Origin of the sequence: Candidatus Poriferisocius sp. (assembly GCF_965204145.1) — a bacterium.
Classification (GTDB): Bacteria; Actinomycetota; Acidimicrobiia; order Acidimicrobiales; family Bin134; genus Poriferisocius.
Genome location: NZ_OZ241977.1, coordinates 1529223 through 1547956, shown reverse-complemented (window position 1 = coordinate 1547956; position 18734 = coordinate 1529223). Strand labels below are relative to the sequence as shown.

20 protein-coding genes are annotated in these 18734 nt (G+C 64.6%); 10 read left to right on the top strand and 10 right to left on the bottom strand.

All coding sequences use genetic code 11. The annotated features are described in order from the left end of the window. The first annotated feature begins 11 nt into the window (after window positions 1–11). From ACOGI7_RS07110 to ACOGI7_RS07100, 3 genes are read left to right on the top strand one after another with little or no spacing between them, the layout of a single operon-like run. The gene (locus ACOGI7_RS07110) at window positions 12–779 is read left to right on the top strand and encodes an SDR family NAD(P)-dependent oxidoreductase (RefSeq protein ID WP_419851217.1); all 768 of its coding nucleotides are present in this window, start codon (window positions 12–14) and stop codon (window positions 777–779) included. Next, entirely contained in the window at window positions 776–2107 is a 1332-nt protein-coding gene (locus ACOGI7_RS07105; protein WP_419851216.1) for an acyclic terpene utilization AtuA family protein, read from the top strand. The genes ACOGI7_RS07110 and ACOGI7_RS07105 overlap by 4 nt, the downstream gene beginning before the upstream one ends. Beyond that, entirely contained in the window at window positions 2104–2436 is a 333-nt protein-coding gene (locus ACOGI7_RS07100) for an AtuA-related protein (RefSeq protein ID WP_419851215.1), read from the top strand. Before ACOGI7_RS07105 ends, ACOGI7_RS07100 begins: the two co-directional genes overlap by 4 nt. Window positions 2437–2462: 26 nt before the next feature. Here the strand turns inward: ACOGI7_RS07100 and ACOGI7_RS07095 are convergent, their stop codons facing one another. The 5 genes from ACOGI7_RS07095 to ACOGI7_RS07075 all read right to left on the bottom strand — a co-directional run bounded on the left by ACOGI7_RS07095 (window position 2463) and on the right by ACOGI7_RS07075 (window position 5339). Continuing rightward, a complete protein-coding gene (locus ACOGI7_RS07095) occupies window positions 2463–3965 on the bottom strand; it encodes a class I adenylate-forming enzyme family protein (RefSeq protein WP_419851214.1) in 1503 nt (500 codons plus the stop codon). 21 nt (window positions 3966–3986) lie between these two features. Next, entirely contained in the window at window positions 3987–4400 is a 414-nt protein-coding gene (locus ACOGI7_RS07090; protein ID WP_419851213.1) for a type II toxin-antitoxin system VapC family toxin, read from the bottom strand. After that, window positions 4393–4647 carry a type II toxin-antitoxin system Phd/YefM family antitoxin gene (locus ACOGI7_RS07085; protein WP_419851212.1) on the bottom strand — a complete coding sequence of 85 codons (255 nt, stop codon included), beginning with the start codon at window positions 4645–4647 and terminating at the stop codon, window positions 4393–4395. The genes ACOGI7_RS07090 and ACOGI7_RS07085 overlap by 8 nt, the downstream gene beginning before the upstream one ends. An 82-nt stretch (window positions 4648–4729) precedes the next feature. Continuing rightward, window positions 4730–5053 (bottom strand): PIN domain-containing protein, encoded by a 324-nt coding sequence (locus ACOGI7_RS07080; RefSeq protein WP_419851211.1) that lies wholly within the window; start codon window positions 5051–5053, stop codon window positions 4730–4732. 55 nt (window positions 5054–5108) lie between these two features. Next, window positions 5109–5339 (bottom strand): type II toxin-antitoxin system VapB family antitoxin, encoded by a 231-nt coding sequence (locus tag ACOGI7_RS07075; RefSeq protein ID WP_419851210.1) that lies wholly within the window; start codon window positions 5337–5339, stop codon window positions 5109–5111. A 56-nt stretch (window positions 5340–5395) separates the two neighbouring features. Here ACOGI7_RS07075 and ACOGI7_RS07070 point away from each other — a divergent pair, with 56 nt between their 5' ends. Further along, a complete protein-coding gene (locus tag ACOGI7_RS07070; protein ID WP_419851209.1) occupies window positions 5396–6172 on the top strand; it encodes an SDR family NAD(P)-dependent oxidoreductase in 777 nt (258 codons plus the stop codon). Here ACOGI7_RS07070 and ACOGI7_RS07065 read toward each other — a convergent pair. Beyond that, window positions 6169–7170 carry an amidohydrolase family protein gene (locus ACOGI7_RS07065; protein ID WP_419851208.1) on the bottom strand — a complete coding sequence of 334 codons (1002 nt, stop codon included), beginning with the start codon at window positions 7168–7170 and terminating at the stop codon, window positions 6169–6171. The two genes, ACOGI7_RS07070 and ACOGI7_RS07065, sit on opposite strands and share 4 nt — an antisense overlap. Window positions 7171–7249: 79 nt before the next feature. Here ACOGI7_RS07065 and gap point away from each other — a divergent pair, with 79 nt between their 5' ends. From gap to tpiA, 3 genes are read left to right on the top strand one after another with little or no spacing between them, the layout of a single operon-like run. Further along, window positions 7250–8260, top strand: a complete 1011-nt coding sequence (gap, locus tag ACOGI7_RS07060) for a type I glyceraldehyde-3-phosphate dehydrogenase (RefSeq protein ID WP_419851207.1) — start codon at window positions 7250–7252, stop codon at window positions 8258–8260. 8 nt (window positions 8261–8268) lie between these two features. Further along, window positions 8269–9399 (top strand): phosphoglycerate kinase, encoded by a 1131-nt coding sequence (locus ACOGI7_RS07055; RefSeq protein WP_419851206.1) that lies wholly within the window; start codon window positions 8269–8271, stop codon window positions 9397–9399. Continuing rightward, entirely contained in the window at window positions 9392–10168 is a 777-nt protein-coding gene (tpiA, locus tag ACOGI7_RS07050; protein WP_419851205.1) for a triose-phosphate isomerase, read from the top strand. The genes ACOGI7_RS07055 and tpiA overlap by 8 nt, the downstream gene beginning before the upstream one ends. Before the next feature lie 60 nt (window positions 10169–10228). Here tpiA and ACOGI7_RS07045 read toward each other — a convergent pair whose 3' ends face one another. The 3 genes from ACOGI7_RS07045 to ACOGI7_RS07035 all read right to left on the bottom strand — a co-directional run bounded on the left by ACOGI7_RS07045 (window position 10229) and on the right by ACOGI7_RS07035 (window position 14346). Further along, complete coding sequence (locus tag ACOGI7_RS07045; protein ID WP_419851204.1) at window positions 10229–12127, bottom strand: flavin-containing monooxygenase; 1899 nt, start codon at window positions 12125–12127, stop codon at window positions 10229–10231. 80 nt (window positions 12128–12207) lie between these two features. Further along, window positions 12208–13422 carry a cytochrome P450 gene (locus ACOGI7_RS07040; protein ID WP_419851203.1) on the bottom strand — a complete coding sequence of 405 codons (1215 nt, stop codon included), beginning with the start codon at window positions 13420–13422 and terminating at the stop codon, window positions 12208–12210. Between the two features lie 33 nt (window positions 13423–13455). Beyond that, a complete protein-coding gene (locus tag ACOGI7_RS07035) occupies window positions 13456–14346 on the bottom strand; it encodes a peptidoglycan DD-metalloendopeptidase family protein (RefSeq protein WP_419851477.1) in 891 nt (296 codons plus the stop codon). Window positions 14347–14722: 376 nt separating this feature from the next. On the opposite strand from ACOGI7_RS07035, the gene secG reads away from it, so the two are divergent. Together secG and ACOGI7_RS07025 are read left to right on the top strand one after the other, a co-directional pair. Next, window positions 14723–14956: a preprotein translocase subunit SecG gene (gene secG, locus ACOGI7_RS07030; protein WP_419851202.1), complete on the top strand. Its 234-nt coding sequence runs from the start codon at window positions 14723–14725 to the stop codon at window positions 14954–14956. A gap of 21 nt (window positions 14957–14977) precedes the next feature. Further along, a complete protein-coding gene (locus ACOGI7_RS07025; RefSeq protein ID WP_419851201.1) occupies window positions 14978–16084 on the top strand; it encodes an acyl-CoA dehydrogenase family protein in 1107 nt (368 codons plus the stop codon). A gap of 28 nt (window positions 16085–16112) precedes the next feature. Here ACOGI7_RS07025 and ACOGI7_RS07020 read toward each other — a convergent pair whose 3' ends face one another. Further along, window positions 16113–17783: an AMP-binding protein gene (locus ACOGI7_RS07020; protein ID WP_419851200.1), complete on the bottom strand. Its 1671-nt coding sequence runs from the start codon at window positions 17781–17783 to the stop codon at window positions 16113–16115. Window positions 17784–17845: 62 nt separating this feature from the next. Here ACOGI7_RS07020 and ACOGI7_RS07015 point away from each other — a divergent pair, with 62 nt between their 5' ends. Further along, window positions 17846–18733, top strand: coding sequence for a YceI family protein (locus ACOGI7_RS07015; protein WP_419851199.1), 888 nt, complete (start codon window positions 17846–17848; stop codon window positions 18731–18733). The last annotated feature ends 1 nt before the right edge of the window (window position 18734 follow it).

Sequence of the window (18734 nt, the reverse complement as noted above, 5' to 3'; positions counted from 1 at the left end):
CGGGGGTTTCAATGGGAGTGCTCGATGGAAGAGTAGCGGTCATAACCGCTTCCGGTTCAGGAATGGGTCGGGCCGCGGCCAGGCGCATGGCCTCCGAGGGCGCTCATGTGGTGGTGGCCGATCTTCGCGCCGATGCCGCCGCTGAGACCGTGGATTTGATCGCCGCAGCCGGGGGCGCGGCCAGCGCCTTCACCGTTGATGTCAGCGATGTGGCCCAGATCGAAGGGTTGATGGCCGAGGTTGGTTCCACTCACGGCAAAATCGACGTGCTCTACGCCCACGCCGGCATACCCGGTCCGGCCGGACTCGACATGAGCGAGGCCGACTACGACGAGACCGCGGCCATCAACATGAAATCGGCCTTCTTCACCGTTGCCCGGGCGGTGCCCTTGTTGGAGGCGTCGGGCAACGCGTCAATCATCCTCACCGCTTCCACATCTGGGGTGGTGGGCTCGCCGTTCTCGCCGCTGTACTCGATGACCAAGGGAGCAATCGTGACGTTCGGCAAGTCGCTGGCTCTGGCCCTAGCCCCCAAGGTACGGGCCAACGTCATCTGCCCCGGCCCAGTGGACACACCCATGCTTCCACTGTTCTTCGGACGGGAGCCCGGCACCGACGTCAAACCCCTGATGAAGGACTTTCTGGAGACTTCGGTGCCTTTGCAGCGCCCATCGCAGCCCGAGGAGATCGCCGAAGTCGCGCTGTTCTTGGCCAGCGATGCCAGCAGTTTCGTGACCGGTGTCGCACTCCCGGTTGACGGCGGCTACTTGGCCCGATGACCCCCAAGAGCATTTCCATCGGCAGCGGGTCGGCGTATTCCACCGATCGGCTGGACTGGGCCCAGGAGCTGGCCGACAGCGGCCTGGTGGATTACATGGGCTTCGACTGCCTGGCCGAGCGAACCATGGCGCTGGCCCAAGTGCGCCGCCTCGATGACGAGACCGCGGGCCACGATCAGCGCATCCCCGAGCTCATGCGCCGTTTCGCCGGCTTTCTGCGCCGCGGCGGAAAGATGGTGGGCAATTTCGGCGCCGCCAATCCGGCCGCCGCGGCCGACGACGTGCTGCGGGGGATGAAGCTCAACGGCGTCGCCGGGGTGAGGGTCGGGGTGATCCACGGCGACGACGTGCTCGACCATGTGCTCGACCAGGATCTGGAGCTTCCCGAAATGGGGGTGACCGCCCAGGCCATCGCCGACCAAGTGGTATCGGCCAACGCCTACATCGGCGCAGATCCCATTGTGGAGCTCCTAGACGAGGGGGCGCAGTTCATCCTCGGCGGCCGCATCGCCGACCCTTCTCTCTATGTGGGGCCGATCGCGTATGAGATGGGCTGGGCGCTGGACGACTGGGAGAAGATGGGCATCGCAACCCTGGTGGCCCATCTTCTGGAGTGCGGCACCCACGCCACCGGGGGCAACTACGTCGATCCGCCCTACCGGGTGCTGGACGACATCGTCCACCTCGGCTTTCCCCTGGCCCACGTGAGCGAGGACGAGCTGATCATCACGAAGCTGGAGGGCACCGGCGGGGCGGTGGACATCGGCACCATGAAGACGCAACTGGCTTACGAGATCCACGACCCGGCGGCCTATCTCACCCCCGACAGCACCGCGGACTTCTCCCATGTGTGGGTGGAGGAAGCGGGCCCAAACCGGGTGCGGGTCGGTGGTGCCTCGGGCCGCCCCCGTCCTGACTCCCTCAAGGTGCTGGTGGGGGTGGATCAGGGGTGGAAGGTGGTGACCGAGATCTCCTACGGCGGCGCGGGCTGCGTGGAACGGGCCCATCTGGCCGCGGAGGTGGTGGCCAAGCGCCTGGAGCCGTACCAGTCGGGCATCGACGAGATCCGCTACGACCTTCACGGTATGAGCGCACTGTTCGACGGCCAGCTTCCCGGCGGCGACCCAGCTGAGGTGCGGCTTCGCATCGCGGCTCGCTGCGACGATCGGGAGACCGCCGACGCGGTGGCTTTCGAGGGGCAATTCCTGTGGATGGGACCGGCCGGGGGTGGTGGGGTCACCACACAGATGGCGCCGGCCATCGGGGTCACCCCGGCACTGTTGCCCCGCGAGGATGTGAAGCTGATCACCGAGGTCATCGAGGCATGAAGCTGCGGGAGTTCGCCTACAGCCGCTCCGGCGACAAGGGCGACATCGTGAACCTGTGCGTGTTCGTGTACGACGACGACAACTGGGATGTGCTGCGGCGCGAGCTCACCGTGGAGAAAGTGCGGGACAAATTCGGCAGCCTCGTCAAGGGCGAGATCACACGCTACGAGCTACCCGGCACCAAGGGCCTGAACTTCGTGATGACCGAAGCCCTCGGCGGAGGAGTATCCATGAGCCTCCGAACCGACCCCCACGGCAAGTCCTATCAATCCCTAATCCTAGAAATCGACATCGACGCCGACGAGGAGATCAAACCCCGGCTCGGCTAGAAGCCCCGGCCGCTGGACTTGTCCCGTCAGCCGGCGGCTAGGTGTTCTCGGAGTTCTACCTTGCGGATTTTGCCCGTGACGGTGCGGGGAAAGCTGTCGACGGCGATGAATTCGTCGGGGACCTTGATCTTGGCCAGGCGCTGGCGGCACCAATCCGCTAGTCCGTCGAGCGACTCTTCGGGTCGGAGCTCGACGAAGGCCACCGGGCGCTCGCCCCATTCGGGGTCGGGGCGCGCGACCACCGCTGCTTCGGCGACGGCCGGGTGGTCGTAAAGCACTGCTTCTATCTCGCTGGGGTAGATGTTGACGCCGCCGCTGATGAGCATGTCTTTGGACCGGCCGACGATGTAGAGGTAGCCATGGGCGTCCATGCGGCCCAGATCCCCGGTTCGCAGCCACCCGTCGACCAGAGCTTCAGCCGTCTGGTCGGGGTTGCGCCAGTAGCCGGCCATCACCTTCTCGCTCTTCACCCAGATCTCGCCCACCTCTCCGGGAGCGGCCAAGACGCCATTGTCGTCGTGGAGTTCGATCCGGACCCCGGGAACGACGCGCCCGCACGAATCGAGCAGTTCGGGGCGTCCGGCCATGGCGAGGTCGTGGTCTTCGGGCAGCAGCCCGGTGAGGTTGGTGACGCACTCGGAGATGCCGTAGCCCTGGTACAGCCCGCACCCGAAGCGCTCATAGGCCTGTTTGATGAGGGGCCCGGCAGTGGGGGCTGCGCCGTAGACGATGAGCCGCAGGCTGGACAGATCGGCCTCCGCAAAGCCGGGATGGTCGAGAATGCGGCGCAGCTGCGCGGGAACCAGTATCGAGATGGTCACCCGGTGCTCGGCCACCGCGGCGAAGAACGACTCCGGCGAGAAGGAGCGCAGCACCACGTGGGTCTGGCCGTCGGCCAGCATGGAGCACACCCGGGTGCCGGTGGCCGCGTGGTACAGCGGCGTGGTGGACAAGAACACATCGTCGGGCCGGAACCGCTGCACCAGGGCCATGGTCAGCCCGTTGAAGGCCAAGCCCCTCTGCGTGAGGCACACCCCTTTCGGCTGTCCAGTGGTCCCGCTGGTGTAGATGATCAACGCGGTGTCGTGTTCGGTAGAGCGGTCCAAATCGGCGAAGGGCTCCGACGCCAGCAAGCTTGCGTAAAAATCGCCGTCGGCATCGATCACTGGGCCGGTAGCTCCGATGGCCTTCAGTCGTTCGGCGTAGGGAGGGGTTGCCACGGTAAGGGCAGGCTCGGCATTGGAGAGGATGAAGGACAATTCGGGATCGGTGAGCTGGGTGTTCAGGGGCACTGCCGCCGCGCCCAGGTAGGCCACCGCCAGGTAGACGTCGAAAAAGACCAGCCCGTTGTCGGCCATGAGCGCCACCCGGTCGCCAGTCCCCACCCCCGCATCCTCCAGTCCGCTGGCCAGCCGGAGAACTCGGTCGTGCAGCTCCCCAAAGGAAGCAGATGGTCCTCCGGCAACCGCTACCGCAGTCCGCTCGGGGTAGAGCGCCGCATCCCGCTCCAACAAGTCAACGATCCGCATTATGCGAGATTCAGGTTGCCATCAGACGGGCACGATGTCGACAATCTCATTCAAGCCTGCAAAGTCGTTGGGGTTGCGAGTGTAGAGGGGCAAGTTGGCGGCGAGGGCGGTCGCAGCGATCATCAGATCGACTGCCCTTGCCCCGCGGGGTTTCCGCTCGGCGCTGAGGACCGCGGAGAAGACTCGTCCATAGGCCCGGGCGGCATCGACATCGAATGGCAATGGATCGAATGCAGCCTCTGTCCGCTGGAGACGATCTTGCCTCCGGCCTCGCTCCACTCCGTCGTTTGCGGCATGCGGGCCAGCTGCCAGCTCAGCCAAAGTCATGGCGCTGATGGCGACCTCGTACGGGAGGGCCGATGCCTCGATGTGTTCAAGATCGATGATCACCGAAGTATCCAGCAGCCCACGGGGCGGTCTTGGCGTCTCAGGCACGAGGAGATGGATCTTGGTCGGCAACGGCGTCAAGGTCGGCCCGAAGATCCCAATAGTCAACACTGGGGGCAGTCCGGAAGAGCTCCACCGCAGCTTCAGCGGAAATGAAGCGGTGGCGGCGCAGCGGACCCAGCTCGCCTACCGGCACGCCATTGCGAGTCACCGTGAACGTCCTGCCCTCGTCGAGTTCGAGCATGATTTTCCCGCTGTTGTTCCGCAGCTCCCGCTGGCTGATCTCACGGCTCACAGTCTCACCGTAGCACGCCGTGCGACACCTATGCGGCCTGTATCCATCAAGCCAAGTTCGTCAGAAGGCAAGAGGGTATGGGTCAGACTTCCACCAGTTGTAGGGGGGTGTGCTCGGCGATGTGGCCGTAGTCGCGGTCGTGGTGGAGCACGGGCACGTTGAGGCGGATGGCGACGGCTGCAATGAGGGCATCGGTCTGCGAGCGAACGGTGATTCCCCGCCACCTGAGTTCCCGATAGATCGTTGCAGCGTCGAGCCAGTCGAGCTTGGGGGAGAGCGCCTCGTGTTGCTGGGCCTCCAGCAACCGTTGGGTTCGGGCAACGGCATCTTGGCGGGCACCGGCCATGACCTCCAGCAGGATCGGGTCGAGGGTGACCACTTCTTGATCGGATATCGCCCGGCGCATTCTCTGGGCCTGAGGCGAGCCAGTCGCAGACAAGAAGTCGACCCAGGCGGAAGTATCAGCTATCAGCACTGCTGCCCCAATCGGCGAACCGGCTGGCGCGCATGGTGTCGAGGTCGCCGTCCCAGCCGACCCCTTCCATTTCCAGTTGCTCTTCAATGGTCATCGGCCCGCCACCCAGAAGGCGCTCCAAGGCAAGATTCACCGCCTGGCGCTTGGTGCGAAGCCCGAATGTCTGCATGGCGCGCTCGATGAGTTCATCGTCGATATCGATGTTGGTCCGACTCACAACACCATCATACACAGCAATGTGTAAACTGCGCTGCGAGCCATAGGGAGGACACTGTGGAGTTGAACGGCAAGAGGATCATCGTCACAGGGTGTGCGAGTGGGATGGGGGCGGCGACGGTGCGGGCTTATGTGAAGGCTGGGGCTCGGGTAGTGGGGATGGACATTGCCGATGACGCGGGGCGGGCGGTTTACGCTGAGGCGGGGGCAGATGGGCCTGACGAAGTCATGTACGTGTCGGTTGATGTTGCTGAAGAAGAGCAAGTGGATGCGGCGTTTGCGGAGGCAGACAACGCTTTGGGCGGGCTAGATGCGCTGGCGCACCCAGCGGCTATTCACGCACCGTCCGCAGCGGAAGACGTGACCATAGGTGAGTGGGACCGGATGTTCGCAGTGAATGTGCGGGGCACGGTGCTGACCAATCAGGCCGCGTACCAGCGGCTCAAGGCTGGCGGGGGAGGTGCCATCATCAATTTCGGGTCGATTTCCGGCCAGCGGGCTGAGCCGGGAGCGGCGGCCTATTCGGCGTCCAAAGGAGCGGTACATGCCTGGACGCGCACTGCGGCCGGGGCTTGGGGGGCCGACGGCGTTCGGGTCAACGCTGTTCTACCGGCCATCAGAACTCCTATGTTCCAAGCATCCTGGGATCGGGCTACCGATGAGGAGCGCACCGAGAAGTTCTGGCGGAACATCCACAGCATCGCGCTGGGCCAGGACTACGGCGACCCGGATCGGGACCTGGGGCCGGTGATGGTGTTTCTGGCCTCGGATGCGTCGCGATTCATCACCGGCCAGCTCATCCCCGTCGATGGAGGCCAGGGGAACGTGCGCTAGTCCAGGCGGTAGACGCGGGTTGCAGTGCCTGAGAACAGATCGTCCTGCTCGGCGTTGGAGTAGGCGTCGGCCATGATCTGGAATGCGTTCCACAAGACCGGATAGGTGAGTGTCTCGCGGTCGACTGGGTAGTTCGACTCGAACATGCATCGGTCCGGACCGAAGGCGTCGATGCAGAAGCGCACCGCGTCGGACCAATAGGCGGCCACTTCCTCGGAGCCGGGGGGCACGAGCAGGTCGGCCCACCCCATCCCAAACATGAAGTCCATTCCGATCCCGCCCACTTTGACCACGGCATTCGGTTGGGCGGCCACAGCCTGCATCGATGACCGCCAGTCGGCCCACACCTGATCGCGAATGTCGCGGTAGGGTCCCACACCTAGGGGAGCGCCGAGGTGGCCGACCACCACCCTCAGCTCTGGCATGGCTGCCGCCAATTCGGCCACCTCAAGCAACTGCGGATGGTAGAGCCAGGCGTCGAAGGACAAATCCCGCTCGACGAGCGTGCGCAGCCCGGCCCGGAACTGGTTTGTTCCCATCATCTGGTGGGAGGGGTTGCCGTGGCCTTGGGGGACTTCGGGGCTGGGATCTATACCCGTTGTGTGGCGGATGCCGCGCAAGCGACCGCTGCTGGTCGCATCGTGGGCGTCGAGCACCTCTTCGAGGGCGTCGCCAAGCGTCAAGTCGGCGAAGGCGACAATGCCGGCTAGGGGCGGTCCGTCGGCCGCATCGATGGCGTCGGCCTGCGACACGGCGAAGGCGGTCTCGCCGACCGGCTGCATGTGCTCGGGAAGCGCCATGTCGTAGCACGCCGCCGTCTCAACAAACACCGTTTTTGTGATGTTGTGCGAGCCCGTGATGTTGTCCAGGTGATCGGCGGCGAGATAGGTGAGAAACCCCCCGTCGTAGAAGTGGTGATGGGGATCCACGATCTCCCTATGGGGATCGATAGCCTCCTCGACCCGTTGGGCCAGCCAGTCAAAGCGATTGAAGTCCATCGGATTGAGCTCCCCTTTGCTCAGGAGTTTTGGGGCTAGGTGCGCATAGCCACAACGGGCCTAAGTTAGTCTCAGCCGCATGAGCATTCGCGTGGGAATCAATGGGTTCGGCCGCATCGGGCGGAACTTCTTCAGAGCGGCCCGGCAGGCTGGCGCCGACCTGGAATTTGTGGCCGTAAACGACTTGGGCAGCTTGGAAACCATGGCCCATTTGTTGCAGTACGACTCGGTGATGGGCCGGTTCGCCGACCCGGTTGCCGTGGTGGACGGGGCACTCGAGATCGGGGGCAGCACTCTGCAAGTGCTGTCGGAGCGCAACCCGGCCGACCTTCCCTGGGGAGACTTGGGTGTGGACGTGGTGGTGGAGTCCACCGGGTTCTTCACTGCTCGGGACAAGGCGGCGGCCCACCTTGAAGCTGGGGCTCCGAGGGTCATCGTGTCCGCGCCGGCGTCGGGGGCCGACGCCACCTTCGTGGTGGGGGTGAACGACGGCGACTTCGACCCCGACAACCATCTGGTGGTGTCCAACGCCTCGTGTACTACCAACTGCTTCGTGCCGATGGTGAAGGTGCTCGACGATGCCTTCGGGGTGGAGCGGGGCCTCATGACCACCGTCCACGCCTACACCGGCGACCAGGCGCTAGTGGACGGGCCCCATTCCGACCTGCGTCGGGCCCGAGCTGCCGCGGTGAACATCGTGCCCACATCCACCGGGGCCGCCCGAGCCACTGGTCTGGTGCTTCAGGCCATGAACGGCCTGCTCGACGGCATTGCTCTGCGGGTGCCGATTCCCAACGGCTCCCTCACCGATTTCACCGCCGTGGTGCAGGGTGAGCCTTCGACCGACGACGTCAACGCCGCCTTTGCCGCTGCGGCTGCTGATGGGCCGCTGTCGGGAGTACTTGACTACAGCGAAGCCCCGCTGGTGTCGGCTGACATCTGCGGCTCGCCCGCTTCCTGCACGCTCGACTCCGGATTGACAATGGCCCTGGGAAATCTGGTCAAGGTGTCCGGTTGGTACGACAACGAGTGGGGCTACTCCAACCGGCTGGTGGATCTGGTCTCGATCGTGGGCGCGGCGGGCGGCTGAGCACCGGGGTGCTTCCCACACTCGAAACGCTAGGCGAGGCTCTCGGCGGCCTGGACGGCCGCAGGATCCTGCTGCGGGCCGATTTCAACGTTCCGCTTGACGCTGACGGCCAGATTGCCGACGACTTCCGCATAAAGGCCGCGCTGCCCACCATCCGCTGGCTCACCGGCCAGGGGGCCGCGGTTGTGGCGTGCAGCCACTTGGGACGACCCGACGGCAGGCCCGACCCCCAGTATTCGCTGGCTCCGGTGCAGGTCCGGCTGGGGGAACTGGCCCCCGGAGTCGAACTGCTGGAGAACCTGCGCTTCGACCCGGGCGAGACCGGCGATGACGATGATTTCGTGCAGCGGTTGGTGGAAGGCTGTCACGGCTACGTGAACGACGCCTTCGGAGCGTCTCATCGAGCCCATGCCTCCATTGTGGGACCTCCCCGCTATGTGCCCAGCGCGGCGGGTCGCCTGCTGGCCCAAGAAGCCGAGGTGCTGTTGGGGCTGCGGGCCAAGCCCAAGCGGCCGTTTGTCGCCATGTTGGGCGGGGCCAAGGTGAGCGACAAGCTGGGGGTGATCGACGCCCTGCTGGAGACCGCCGACGAGGTGGTGATCGGGGGCGGCATGTGCTTTACGTTCCTGGCCGCCCAAGGCCACAGCGTGGGTGACTCGTTGCTCCAGCCCGACCAGATAGAAGCGTGCGGCCGTTTGTTGAGTTCAGGCGCGCCCATTCGGCTCCCATCCGACATCACCGCGCTGGCCCCGGGGGAGCGGGTAGTGCAGGCGGGGGTGGATCTGCACCCCGACTGGAAGGGACTGGACATCGGCCCGGGCACCGCGGCCGAGTTCAGCGACCTCATCGCCGAGGCCGGCACCGTGCTGTGGAACGGCCCCATGGGGCTCTTCGAAGACCCGAGATTCGCAGCGGGCACGAAAGTCGTGGCCCAGGCGCTGGCCGACAGCCGCGCCTTCACCGTGGTGGGTGGGGGCGACAGCGCCGCCGCGGTCCGCCAATTCGGCTTGGATCGAGAGATGGACCACGTGTCCACCGGCGGCGGGGCGTCGTTGGAGTTGATCGAGCAGGGCGACCTGCCCGGGCTAATGGCACTGAGAGAATCAGTTGGGACTCCCGAGGAGGGACACGATGGCTGAGCGCAAGCCGCTGATCAGCGGCAACTGGAAGATGCACATGAACCATCTGGAGGCCATTCAGCTCATCCAGAAACTCTCATATGCACTTGACCATGCCGATTACGGGTCGGCCGACGTGTCCATCCACCCCCCGTTCACCAACCTGCGGTCGGCCCAGACGGTGCTCGACGCCGACAACATCCCTATCGCCCTGGGGGCCCAGCACTGCCACTGGGAGGAGAGCGGGGCGTTCACCGGAGAAGTGTCGCCCGCCATGTTGGCCAAGCTGGCGGTGAGCTATGTGATCGCCGGCCACTCCGAGCGCCGGCAGCTCTTCGGCGAGACCGACGAGAACGTGAACCGCCGGCTTAAAGCGATTCTGGCGGCTGGGATGACCCCGATCATGTGCTGCGGAGAGACCCTGGAGGAACGGGAAGCCGACCAGACCGAGGCCCGCATCACCACCCAAGTAGAAGCTGGCTTGGCCGGGCTCAAGCGGGACCAAGTAGGGGCCATGGTGATCGCCTACGAGCCGGTGTGGGCCATCGGCACCGGCCACACCGCTACTCCCGCTGACGCCCAGGCGGGCTGCTCCCTCATCCGCGACCGAGTCCGGGCCAACTTTGGCGCCGACGCCGCCGCAAGCGTCCGAGTCCAATACGGCGGCTCGGTCAAACCCATCAACGTCGCCGAGCTCATGGCCCAGCCCGACATCGACGGTGCCCTCGTCGGCGGCGCCTCCCTAGAAGCCGAGAGCTTCTCCCGCATCGTCCGTTTCCGACTCCAATAGGCAGAAGCGGGACCCTCGCCAGTCGAGGCTAGGCCCGGCGGGCCAAGCCTTTGAGGGTGGTCAGGTGATCTCTAGGTCGTCCCACTCGACTTCGGTGCAGAGGCGGTGGTATTCGGGGCCGTACCAGGGGGCGCTCATCTGAAGCCGGTTGTGGGTTGAGTTGACGTAGTAGTTGTTGCCCGGTGACCCCATCTCGTGCATGAGCAGGAGCTTGGAGGCCTCCTTGTCCAGGGCCTCGTTGTAGCGCTCGTAGGCGTCCATGGTCACCTCGACGCTGGACTTGCCCTCCTCCAGCATCCGCACGATCAACTGGCCCGCGTAGCCCGACCACACCTGATACCAGATGGGAAGGCCCGTGCCGCCCGAAAGCGGCTGGGAATTGGGGCCGTAGAGCATGAACATGTTGGGGAAGTTAGGCACCATCATGCTGATGTAGGCCCGGGGGCCGTCCTTGGCCCAGAAGTCGTGCACGTTGAGGCCGTCTCGGCCGATGTAGTCGGCCGGGTACAGGAATTGGACGATCTCGAAGCCGATGGCGGTAATGGCGGTGTCCACCTCGTAAACGGTTCCATCCTCGGTCTCGATGCCCTCGGGGGTGAACCGGACGATCGGGTCGGTGATCAGCTCCACGTTGTCGCGGGTGAGGGCCCGATACCAGCCGTTGTCCACCACAGGGCGCCGGGAGAAGGGCGCGTAGTCGGGTATCAGCCGGTCGACGAGGTCAGGGTCGTTGTCGGTCTGCTCGTGGATGTAGTTGGTGAGGAAGGAGCGAAGCTGGTCGTTCACCTCGTTCCAATAGCCCCCTTGGGCCTGCCATTCCTCGTCGGGAATCAGCTGGTCGTGGGTCTTGAACAGCGCGGCGATGGCCATGTATCGCCACCAGTTCCAATAGCCCGGGAAGTTGTCGAGCAGCCAGCGCACTTCCGGCTCGATGGGCTGGCCGTACTTGGGCCGAGGGCTGATCCACTGCTTGGAGCGCTGGAAGACGTACACCTGCTCGGCCTCTTCGGCGATGGGGGAGAGCAGCTGCACCCCGGTCGAGCCGTTGCCGACCACGGCGATCCGCTCGCCGCGGTAGTCGTAGTCCTCGGGCCATTGCGACGGGTGGATGGTCCGACCGGGGAAGTCCTCGAAGCCCTCGAAATTGGGGGTTCTCTGATTGGCGAAGGCGCCGACCGCGTTGATCACCACGTTGGCCTCGATGGTCTCGATGCCGTCGGGAGTGCCGGCCTCGAGCACCCAGACATCACGGCCCTCGTCGTAGGTGGCCCGCTTCAGATCGTGGTCGAATCGGGTGTTGTCGTACATGCCGTACTTGCGCGAGATGTGGAGCAAGTACTCCCGAACCAACTGGCCCTTCCCGAAGTACTCGGGCCACGGGTAGTTCTTCTCGAAGGCGAACTCGTAAGTGATCGAGATGGTGTCCACCCGGATATCCGGGTAGCGGTGCCGGCTCCACGTGCCGCCGGGCTCGGATCGACGCTCCAAGATCACATAGGGGATCCCCAGCAGCTCCATCTGGATGCCCGCGGCCAGTCCGCTGAACCCGCTGCCGATGATCGCCACTTGGAACCCTTCGGGCAGCTCGGGCTTGCCGTCGGTCCAGTCCACTGTCCAGGGGAATGGCTTGAAGGCCATCAGCTCGCGCCGCGACTCAAACTCCAGGTCGCCCATCTCCTCTTTGGTGGCGAAATTCATCAGCTGGCGCAGTCGGGGCTGGGGCGGTTCCTCGGGCATCCCCGGAGCAGCGTTTTCTAGAAGCCACGCCACCGTCTTGGACACCAGCAGCTCGCGTTGGTCGTCGTCGAGCTCCAGCATCCGCGGCAGTGCCTCGATCTCCGGATCGTCGGTGTGGTGGAACAGCGCCACCCGCACGGCGTCCAAATCGGCCAACTCCACGGCGCGGCGGATGAATTCTGGGCCCACCGGCTCCGCGGTCGTCTCAGGGGAAGATTCCACAGTCACGTCCTAAAGGTTCTCAGAATCGGCGGGGTAGTGCTGAGTCCTGGCGGCACCTCGCCGAAACGAGCCTGCCTGACTCAGGCAGCCGGATCGACGGTGAGGGGTACTGACTTGTAGCCCCGAACGGTGGAGGTGTGGATCCACTCCAGGTGGTTGTCGTCGACCTCCCAGTCGCGGTAGCGCCGGAGCATCTGCTCGAGGCCGATGCGGCCTTCCAGGCGGGCCAGCGCGGCGCCGATGCAGAAGTGGGCGCCGTAGCCGAACGACAGATGGCGGTCGATGTTGCGGTGGATGTCGAATCGGTCGGCATCGGGGAAGTGGCGCTCGTCGCGGTTGCCGCTGCCGTTGATCAGCAGAATGTTGGCCCCGGTGGGCACCACTTGGCCGTGCAACTCCACGTCTTGCATGACCCGCCGTCCCTGCACTGGGGAGGGGGCCTCGTAGCGAAGTATCTCCTCTAGGGCATCGGGCACCAGCGAGAGGTCATCGCGAAGCTCGGCGTGCTGATCGGGATGCTCAGCCAGCAGCACCACCGCCCAGGCCAGGAAGCGGGCCACTGTCTCGGCCCCGGCTCCGCCGATCAAGGCGACGTAGGAGGTGATCTCGTCCAGGGTGAGGGGGCGAGTGGATCCGTCCAGCAGCTCTCGCTCGTGAGTGGCCAGGATGGTCAGCAGGTCGTCGGCCGGCTCCTTCCGCTTCTGCTCGCACAACTCGGGAACCAGGGCATACACCTCGTGGGAGAGGTTGCCGGTCTGGTCGACCAGGTCTCGACTGCTGCCCGCGGTGGCCGATTCTTCGATGTGCAGCCCTTTGTCCATCGATTGGCGCAAGTCCTGTTCGAGCCCTTCGGGAAATCCCAGCAGGGCCAAGATCACGGTGGGAGGCATGAGCGCGGAGAAGCGGTCGACGAAGTCGAAAACAGTCAGACCCTCTAGAGGATCCAGCAAGTTGTCGCAGATGGATTCGATCCGGCTCTCCAAGCCGTTGATGGCCTTGGGGGTGAAGGCCCGGCTCACCAGTTTGCGCAACAGCGTCTGCTCCGGTGGATCTCGGAAGATGAACAACGGTCCGGTCCACTCCTCATCGCCCATGAGGTCGAGCGATGTGGCGTAACGAGAAGAGTAGGTCTCGGTGTCGAGCAGCCCGGCAAGTACGTCGTCGTACCGGGTCAACGCCCAGAAGTTGTGCACGTCGTTGTGATAGAGAGGGGCCTCGTCGCGCATCCGCCGCCAAACATCATGGGCTCGAATATCGATGTCGTAGTCGAACGGGTTGTAGTCGATCGAACTCATGGCGACGTTCTAGCCGGGATTGCCTGCGGATCGCTAGGAAGTCTCGGCGAACAGGGTGGTGTAGACGTAGCGCGTTTCTTCCGCTGATAGGCCAGCACCCAAATACTGGTTGTCGATGTGCAACTCCCAATGCAGATGGGGGTCGGTGTAGAAGTCGCCGTTAGCGGCCGCGTGGGTTCCTCGATTGCCGATTTCTCCCACCCTCTGTCCGGCTTGAACTGCTTCGCCGACCCGGATGTCGGGGTCGACACTTTCCAGGTGGGCGTAGACGGTGATCACATGGCCGACATCGGGGACGACGCCGTGGTCGATGACCACATAGTTCCCGTACAGCGTTAACAGGGTGTAGGGGGGCGTGGCGTCGAGCTGGGCGGCGACATCCAACAAGAGATCCCGTTTGTCGGAATCCGGGTCCTCGTAGTTGCCAACCACCAGCACTGCCCGCCCGTCCAGCGCGGCTACGGCGGGGTGTCCCCGGGCAAAGCACTGGAAGTCAACGCCCTGGTGTATTCCCGAACGGTAGGCCCGGGGTGCGTTGGGCATCAGGTCGGGGTAGGGAAGGGGCGACATGCAGCCGCTGGGCCAGACAATGTCAAGCGACAAGCGGGCGGCGTCTTCTAGCGCTTCTTGGTACGTCTGCGGCTCTTGGTCAAGCACCAGGAAAACCGGGGTGGGGGTGGGCACGGGGTCGGCATCGGCATTGTCAGGCGGGTTGCCGAGCGATGAACCGTCGTCCGGGTTTGAAGCAGGAGTTGCTTCCGGTGTCGTCGCCGGATCGGTGGATGATGGCTCGTCACCGGTCCCTGAGGCAGAGGAAGCCGGCTCGGAGTCAGCCTCGGAAGGGCCGGCCGATGACGCCGGGCTGTCGTCAGAACCGTCCGATGACCATACCTGGGCAACCACGATTCCGATCACGAAGGCCACCGCCAAGGCAGCAATCGAAAGCAGGACTCGGCCTGACTTGAGGCTGCTTAGGATCTTGCCAGCCCATTTCCCCAACCAGCCTATGGCCGCTCTGACTCCGCGTCCGAGGCTCTTCAGGCTCCGGGCGGACGTTCTTCCACACCAGCGGACGGCCGCTGCTGCACTCCGAAGCGGCTTCATGCCCGTTTCCGTGCGGCAATCAAAGCTGCGGACAAGTGATCTCTCCTGGTGCCGGAATCTCCTGACCCAGCACGTTCATGCAAACCAGCCGGTGTTTCAGCAGGGTAATGGGTAGAGAAGCAGGTTTTGCGGACCCCGCCATCATCCGGGTGTCGGGTGGGTCAGCGGGGGAAGTCAGAGGGTAGAATGAGCCGCTGTGACTATTGCGCTTGTGGTGATCGACGTGTTTTCCGCGTTGGCGCTGCTGTTCCTAGTGCTACTGCACAGCGGCCGAGGCGGCGGTCTCTCCGACATGTTCGGCGGTGGCCTCGGCACTCAGGCCGCCGGGTCGACCGTCATCGAGAAGAACCTCGACCGGCTCACCATTGTGGCTGCTTTGATCTTCTCCTTCTCCACTCTGGCGCTGGCCCTGCTGCTGGATTCCAGCTAGCAGCTGACCTCTTTCCGTAGGTTGGACTTCGCGCTCAGCCCCGAGTTGCTGGAACTTCGCGACCGGGCGCGGATCGTGGCCGCAGAGGGGGTGGCCCAATTCGGGCGGCACAACGACTCGTGGATCAACGGCTACTCCAAGGAGTTCGCCCGGGTTATGGCCGACGAGGGTTGGATCGGCATGGGGTGGCCGAAAGAGTACGGAGGGCGGGCCCGACCGCACATCGAGCGGTTGATCGTGGCCGAGGAGATGATCAGCGCCGGTGCTCCGGTGGCGGCGATGTGGTTCGCCGACCGCCAAATGGGGCCGACACTTATCGCCTACGGCACCGAGCAGCAGAAAGCCGAGTTCCTGCCTCAGATGCTGGCGGGGGAGAGCACCTGGTGCATCGGGATGAGCGAGCCCGACGCGGGCTCCGATCTAGCCTCTATTGGCACTCGGGCGGTCCGCGACGGCGACCACTTCGTGATCGACGGCCAGAAGATCTGGACCAGCTTCGGCAATTTGGCCGACTTCTGCTATCTGATTTGCCGCACCAGCGACGATGGTCCGCCCCACCGGGGGGTCAGTGAGATCATTGTGGCGATGGACACCCCCGGTATCGAGGTGCGCCCCATCACCGACATGATCGCCAACCGGCACTTCTGCGAGATCTATTTCACCGACGTGCGGGTGCCGGCCGAGAACCTGGTGGGTGCCGAGGGCGACGCCTTCAAGCAGACCATGGCGCAGTTGGCCCACGAGCGGGGCGGGATCGACCGCTTGGTGTCCAACCGAGCGCTGTTCCTCCACGCTCAGTCAAAGGCCGACCGCGACGACCCCCGGGTTCGCCAGGAGATCGCCCAACTGGAGAGCGAGTACCGGGTGGGCCGCCTGCTGGTGTACCGAGAGGCCTTGGGCCAGGCCCCCGCCGGTTTCAGCGCGGCCACCAAGGCATTCTGCACCGAGCACGAGCAGCGAGTGGCCCAGTTCGCCGCCGCTTCCCTCGGGCCTGCGGCCTTGCTCGACGACCCCTGGAGTAAGGCGATCTGCTACGCCCCCTCGTACACCATCGCCGGCGGCACCTCCAACGTTATGCGCAACATCCTCGGCGAGCGCGTCCTAGGCCTGCCCCGAGAGCCCCGCTGAATTCCTCACTACCGACTGGAATTCGGCATTAGCTCGTTGTGCTCCTTCTACGACGGCGCGGGGGGCCGCGGTCGTGGGTTTCGGCGTCCACTCCTTGCTCGCGCAGCACCATCTTGCGGACCTTTTCCGACGGCGTCTTCGGCAGTTCATCGACCACGCGGAGATAGCGGGGCACCGCGAATGCCGGTAGCTGCTTGTCGGCGTATGCCCAGACCTCTTCGGCGCTGATCTCGGCGCCCGGTTCGGGTACCAAAAAGACCATTACCTCGTCTTCTCCGGCCTCCTGGTCGGCGGGGACGCCGATGGCGGCTACCTCGGCAAGGGCTGGATGGGAAACCAGACCCTGTTCAACCTCGTACGACGAGATGTTCTCGCCCCGCCGCCGGATTGCGTCCTTCAGGCGATCCACGAAGTAGTACCAGCCGTCGGCGTCGCGGCGGAGTCCGTCGCCGGTGTGGAACCACAGGTTTCTGAAGGCTTCGGTGGTTTTGTCGGGCATGCCGAAATACCCCTGGCAGGTGGTCCACGGATAGCGGCCTCGGACGACGAGCTCTCCCACCTCGCCGACCGGCACCTCTTCGTCGGTGTCGGAGTCCACCAATCGGATATCGAACCAGTCGGCGTTGAGAAGCCCGGCGGCGCCCGGTGGGCGGTCGACGCCATAGGGCGTGAGAATCGGCATACAGGTCTCAGTGAGTCCGAATACCTCCACGAAGGCCTCGACGCCGAAACGCTCCTTGAACTGATCGAGGATGGAACTGGCCGTGGGCGCCGCGAAGATGCAGCGCAAATGGTTGTCGGCATCGTCAGGCCGAGGCTCCTGCTGCCAGACGAAGTCCATCATCACGCCGACGAAGTTAGTGACCGTCGCGTTTGCTGCTCGGATCTGGTCGATCCACTCCGAAGCGCTGAAGCGCTCGTGCAACACGTAGCGGGCACCGGCGATCAGCGCCGGGTAGGCCGCCAGGAACTGGGAGTTCCCATGGAACAGCGGGCCCACCGACATGTAGGTGTCGGCTTCCGTCAACCGGGTCAACGACACGCACTCGTCTGCGAACAAGTACATGTGGGCGTGCGGCATCATGACGCCCTTCGACAGCCCGGTCGTGCCCGACGTGAAGAAGACCGACGCAAGGTCGCGAGCCTCAACATCGGGCAACTCGGCTCGTGCGGCGGTGAGAAGCGAGTTCCACAGGCTGGCCTCGTAGCCGGCGGCCGCCAGCTGGGAGATTGCGGCGGCAACCGCAGCATCGTCTCCGACGACGAAGTAGTGGCGGATGGACGTCACCGCGTCGGGAACATCAACGATGCGCTCCACGAACTCGGGCGCGATAACGGCCAGCACTGGCTCTGTAGTGCGGACCTGATGGGCCAAGAACGATCCTCGATAGGCCGTATTGATCGGTACCTCCACGAGGCCGGCGACCGACGACCCCAGCCAAGCGAGAATGTACGCGGAGCAGTTCGGGATCATGATCAGGACCCGGTCACCCGGCTGGGCCCCAGCAGCCAGCATTCCCGAGCCGACACGCTCGGCCAGATCGAGGGTTTCGGCGAACGTGTAAGACTCGCCGGACCACGGCACGTCGAGATAAGTGCGGTGCGGATGCCGAGCGGCGCGGTCCCGAAGCACCCGGGGAGAGCTCCACGACGCCCGATCTGGATAGGAAGGCGTGTACTCGTCGTAATACTGAGTCATAAGAGGTGGCCCACTCGTTTACGACTGTACGAGGGCACAAGGCCGGAGCACATAATTGCCGTATGCTCCAGCGGATCAAGCGGCGTCCGGTCCTATGGTCGGTGGTGGCTATCGCTCTCGTGCTGGTGGTATTGCTGGCCATCGGCCTGTGGTGGTGGTTGAGGGACGACGCTCCAGCCAGAGTCGACCTTGGAACGGCTGTTTCCACGCTGGAAGATGACGTAGTCGAATCAACCGCCACACCCGCTGCGGCTCCCACGGCAATGCCAACCACTCCAGAGGCTGGCGCAGAACCAGCCGCGGTGCCGGATCCCACCACGACGCCCTCCGCAGCGGCGTCAACTCCCGCCGAGCCTGAGGCCCAGCCCAATGAGGAAATGGTCAGCGGGGGAGTCGATGGCCAATGGATTGTCGACACGTCCATCGCCGAGTTCGACTACGACGAGTCCGCAGGCACATTTGTCGGATTTCGAGTCGAGGAAGAGCTGGCCAGCATCGGGTCGACAACAGCGGTGGGACGCACGCCCCTCGTTAGCGGCTCATTGACCATTGACGGCGAAACCGTGACTTCGGTCACGGTTGAGGCTGACATGACCGGCATCATCACCGACGACAGCCGCCGTGATCGCGCTATCCAATCGGCGCTCAGCACCGGCAGCTTCCCCACGGCGCTCTTCACGCTCACCGAGCCCATCGACTTGGGCACCGATCCCGGCTCCGGCGGCCCCGTCAATACCACCGCAGTCGGCGAGCTCACCGTAAAGGACATCACCCGCACCGTCGAGATTGCATTGGAGGCCCAACTAGTCGATGACACCGTTGTCGTAGTCGGCACCGCCGAGGTGGTCTTTGCCGACTACGACGTGACCGTGCCCCAGGTCCCCATCGTGTTGTCAGCCGAAGACCACGGCATCATCGAACTCCAGCTGTTCTTCACCCGGGGGTCTTGAG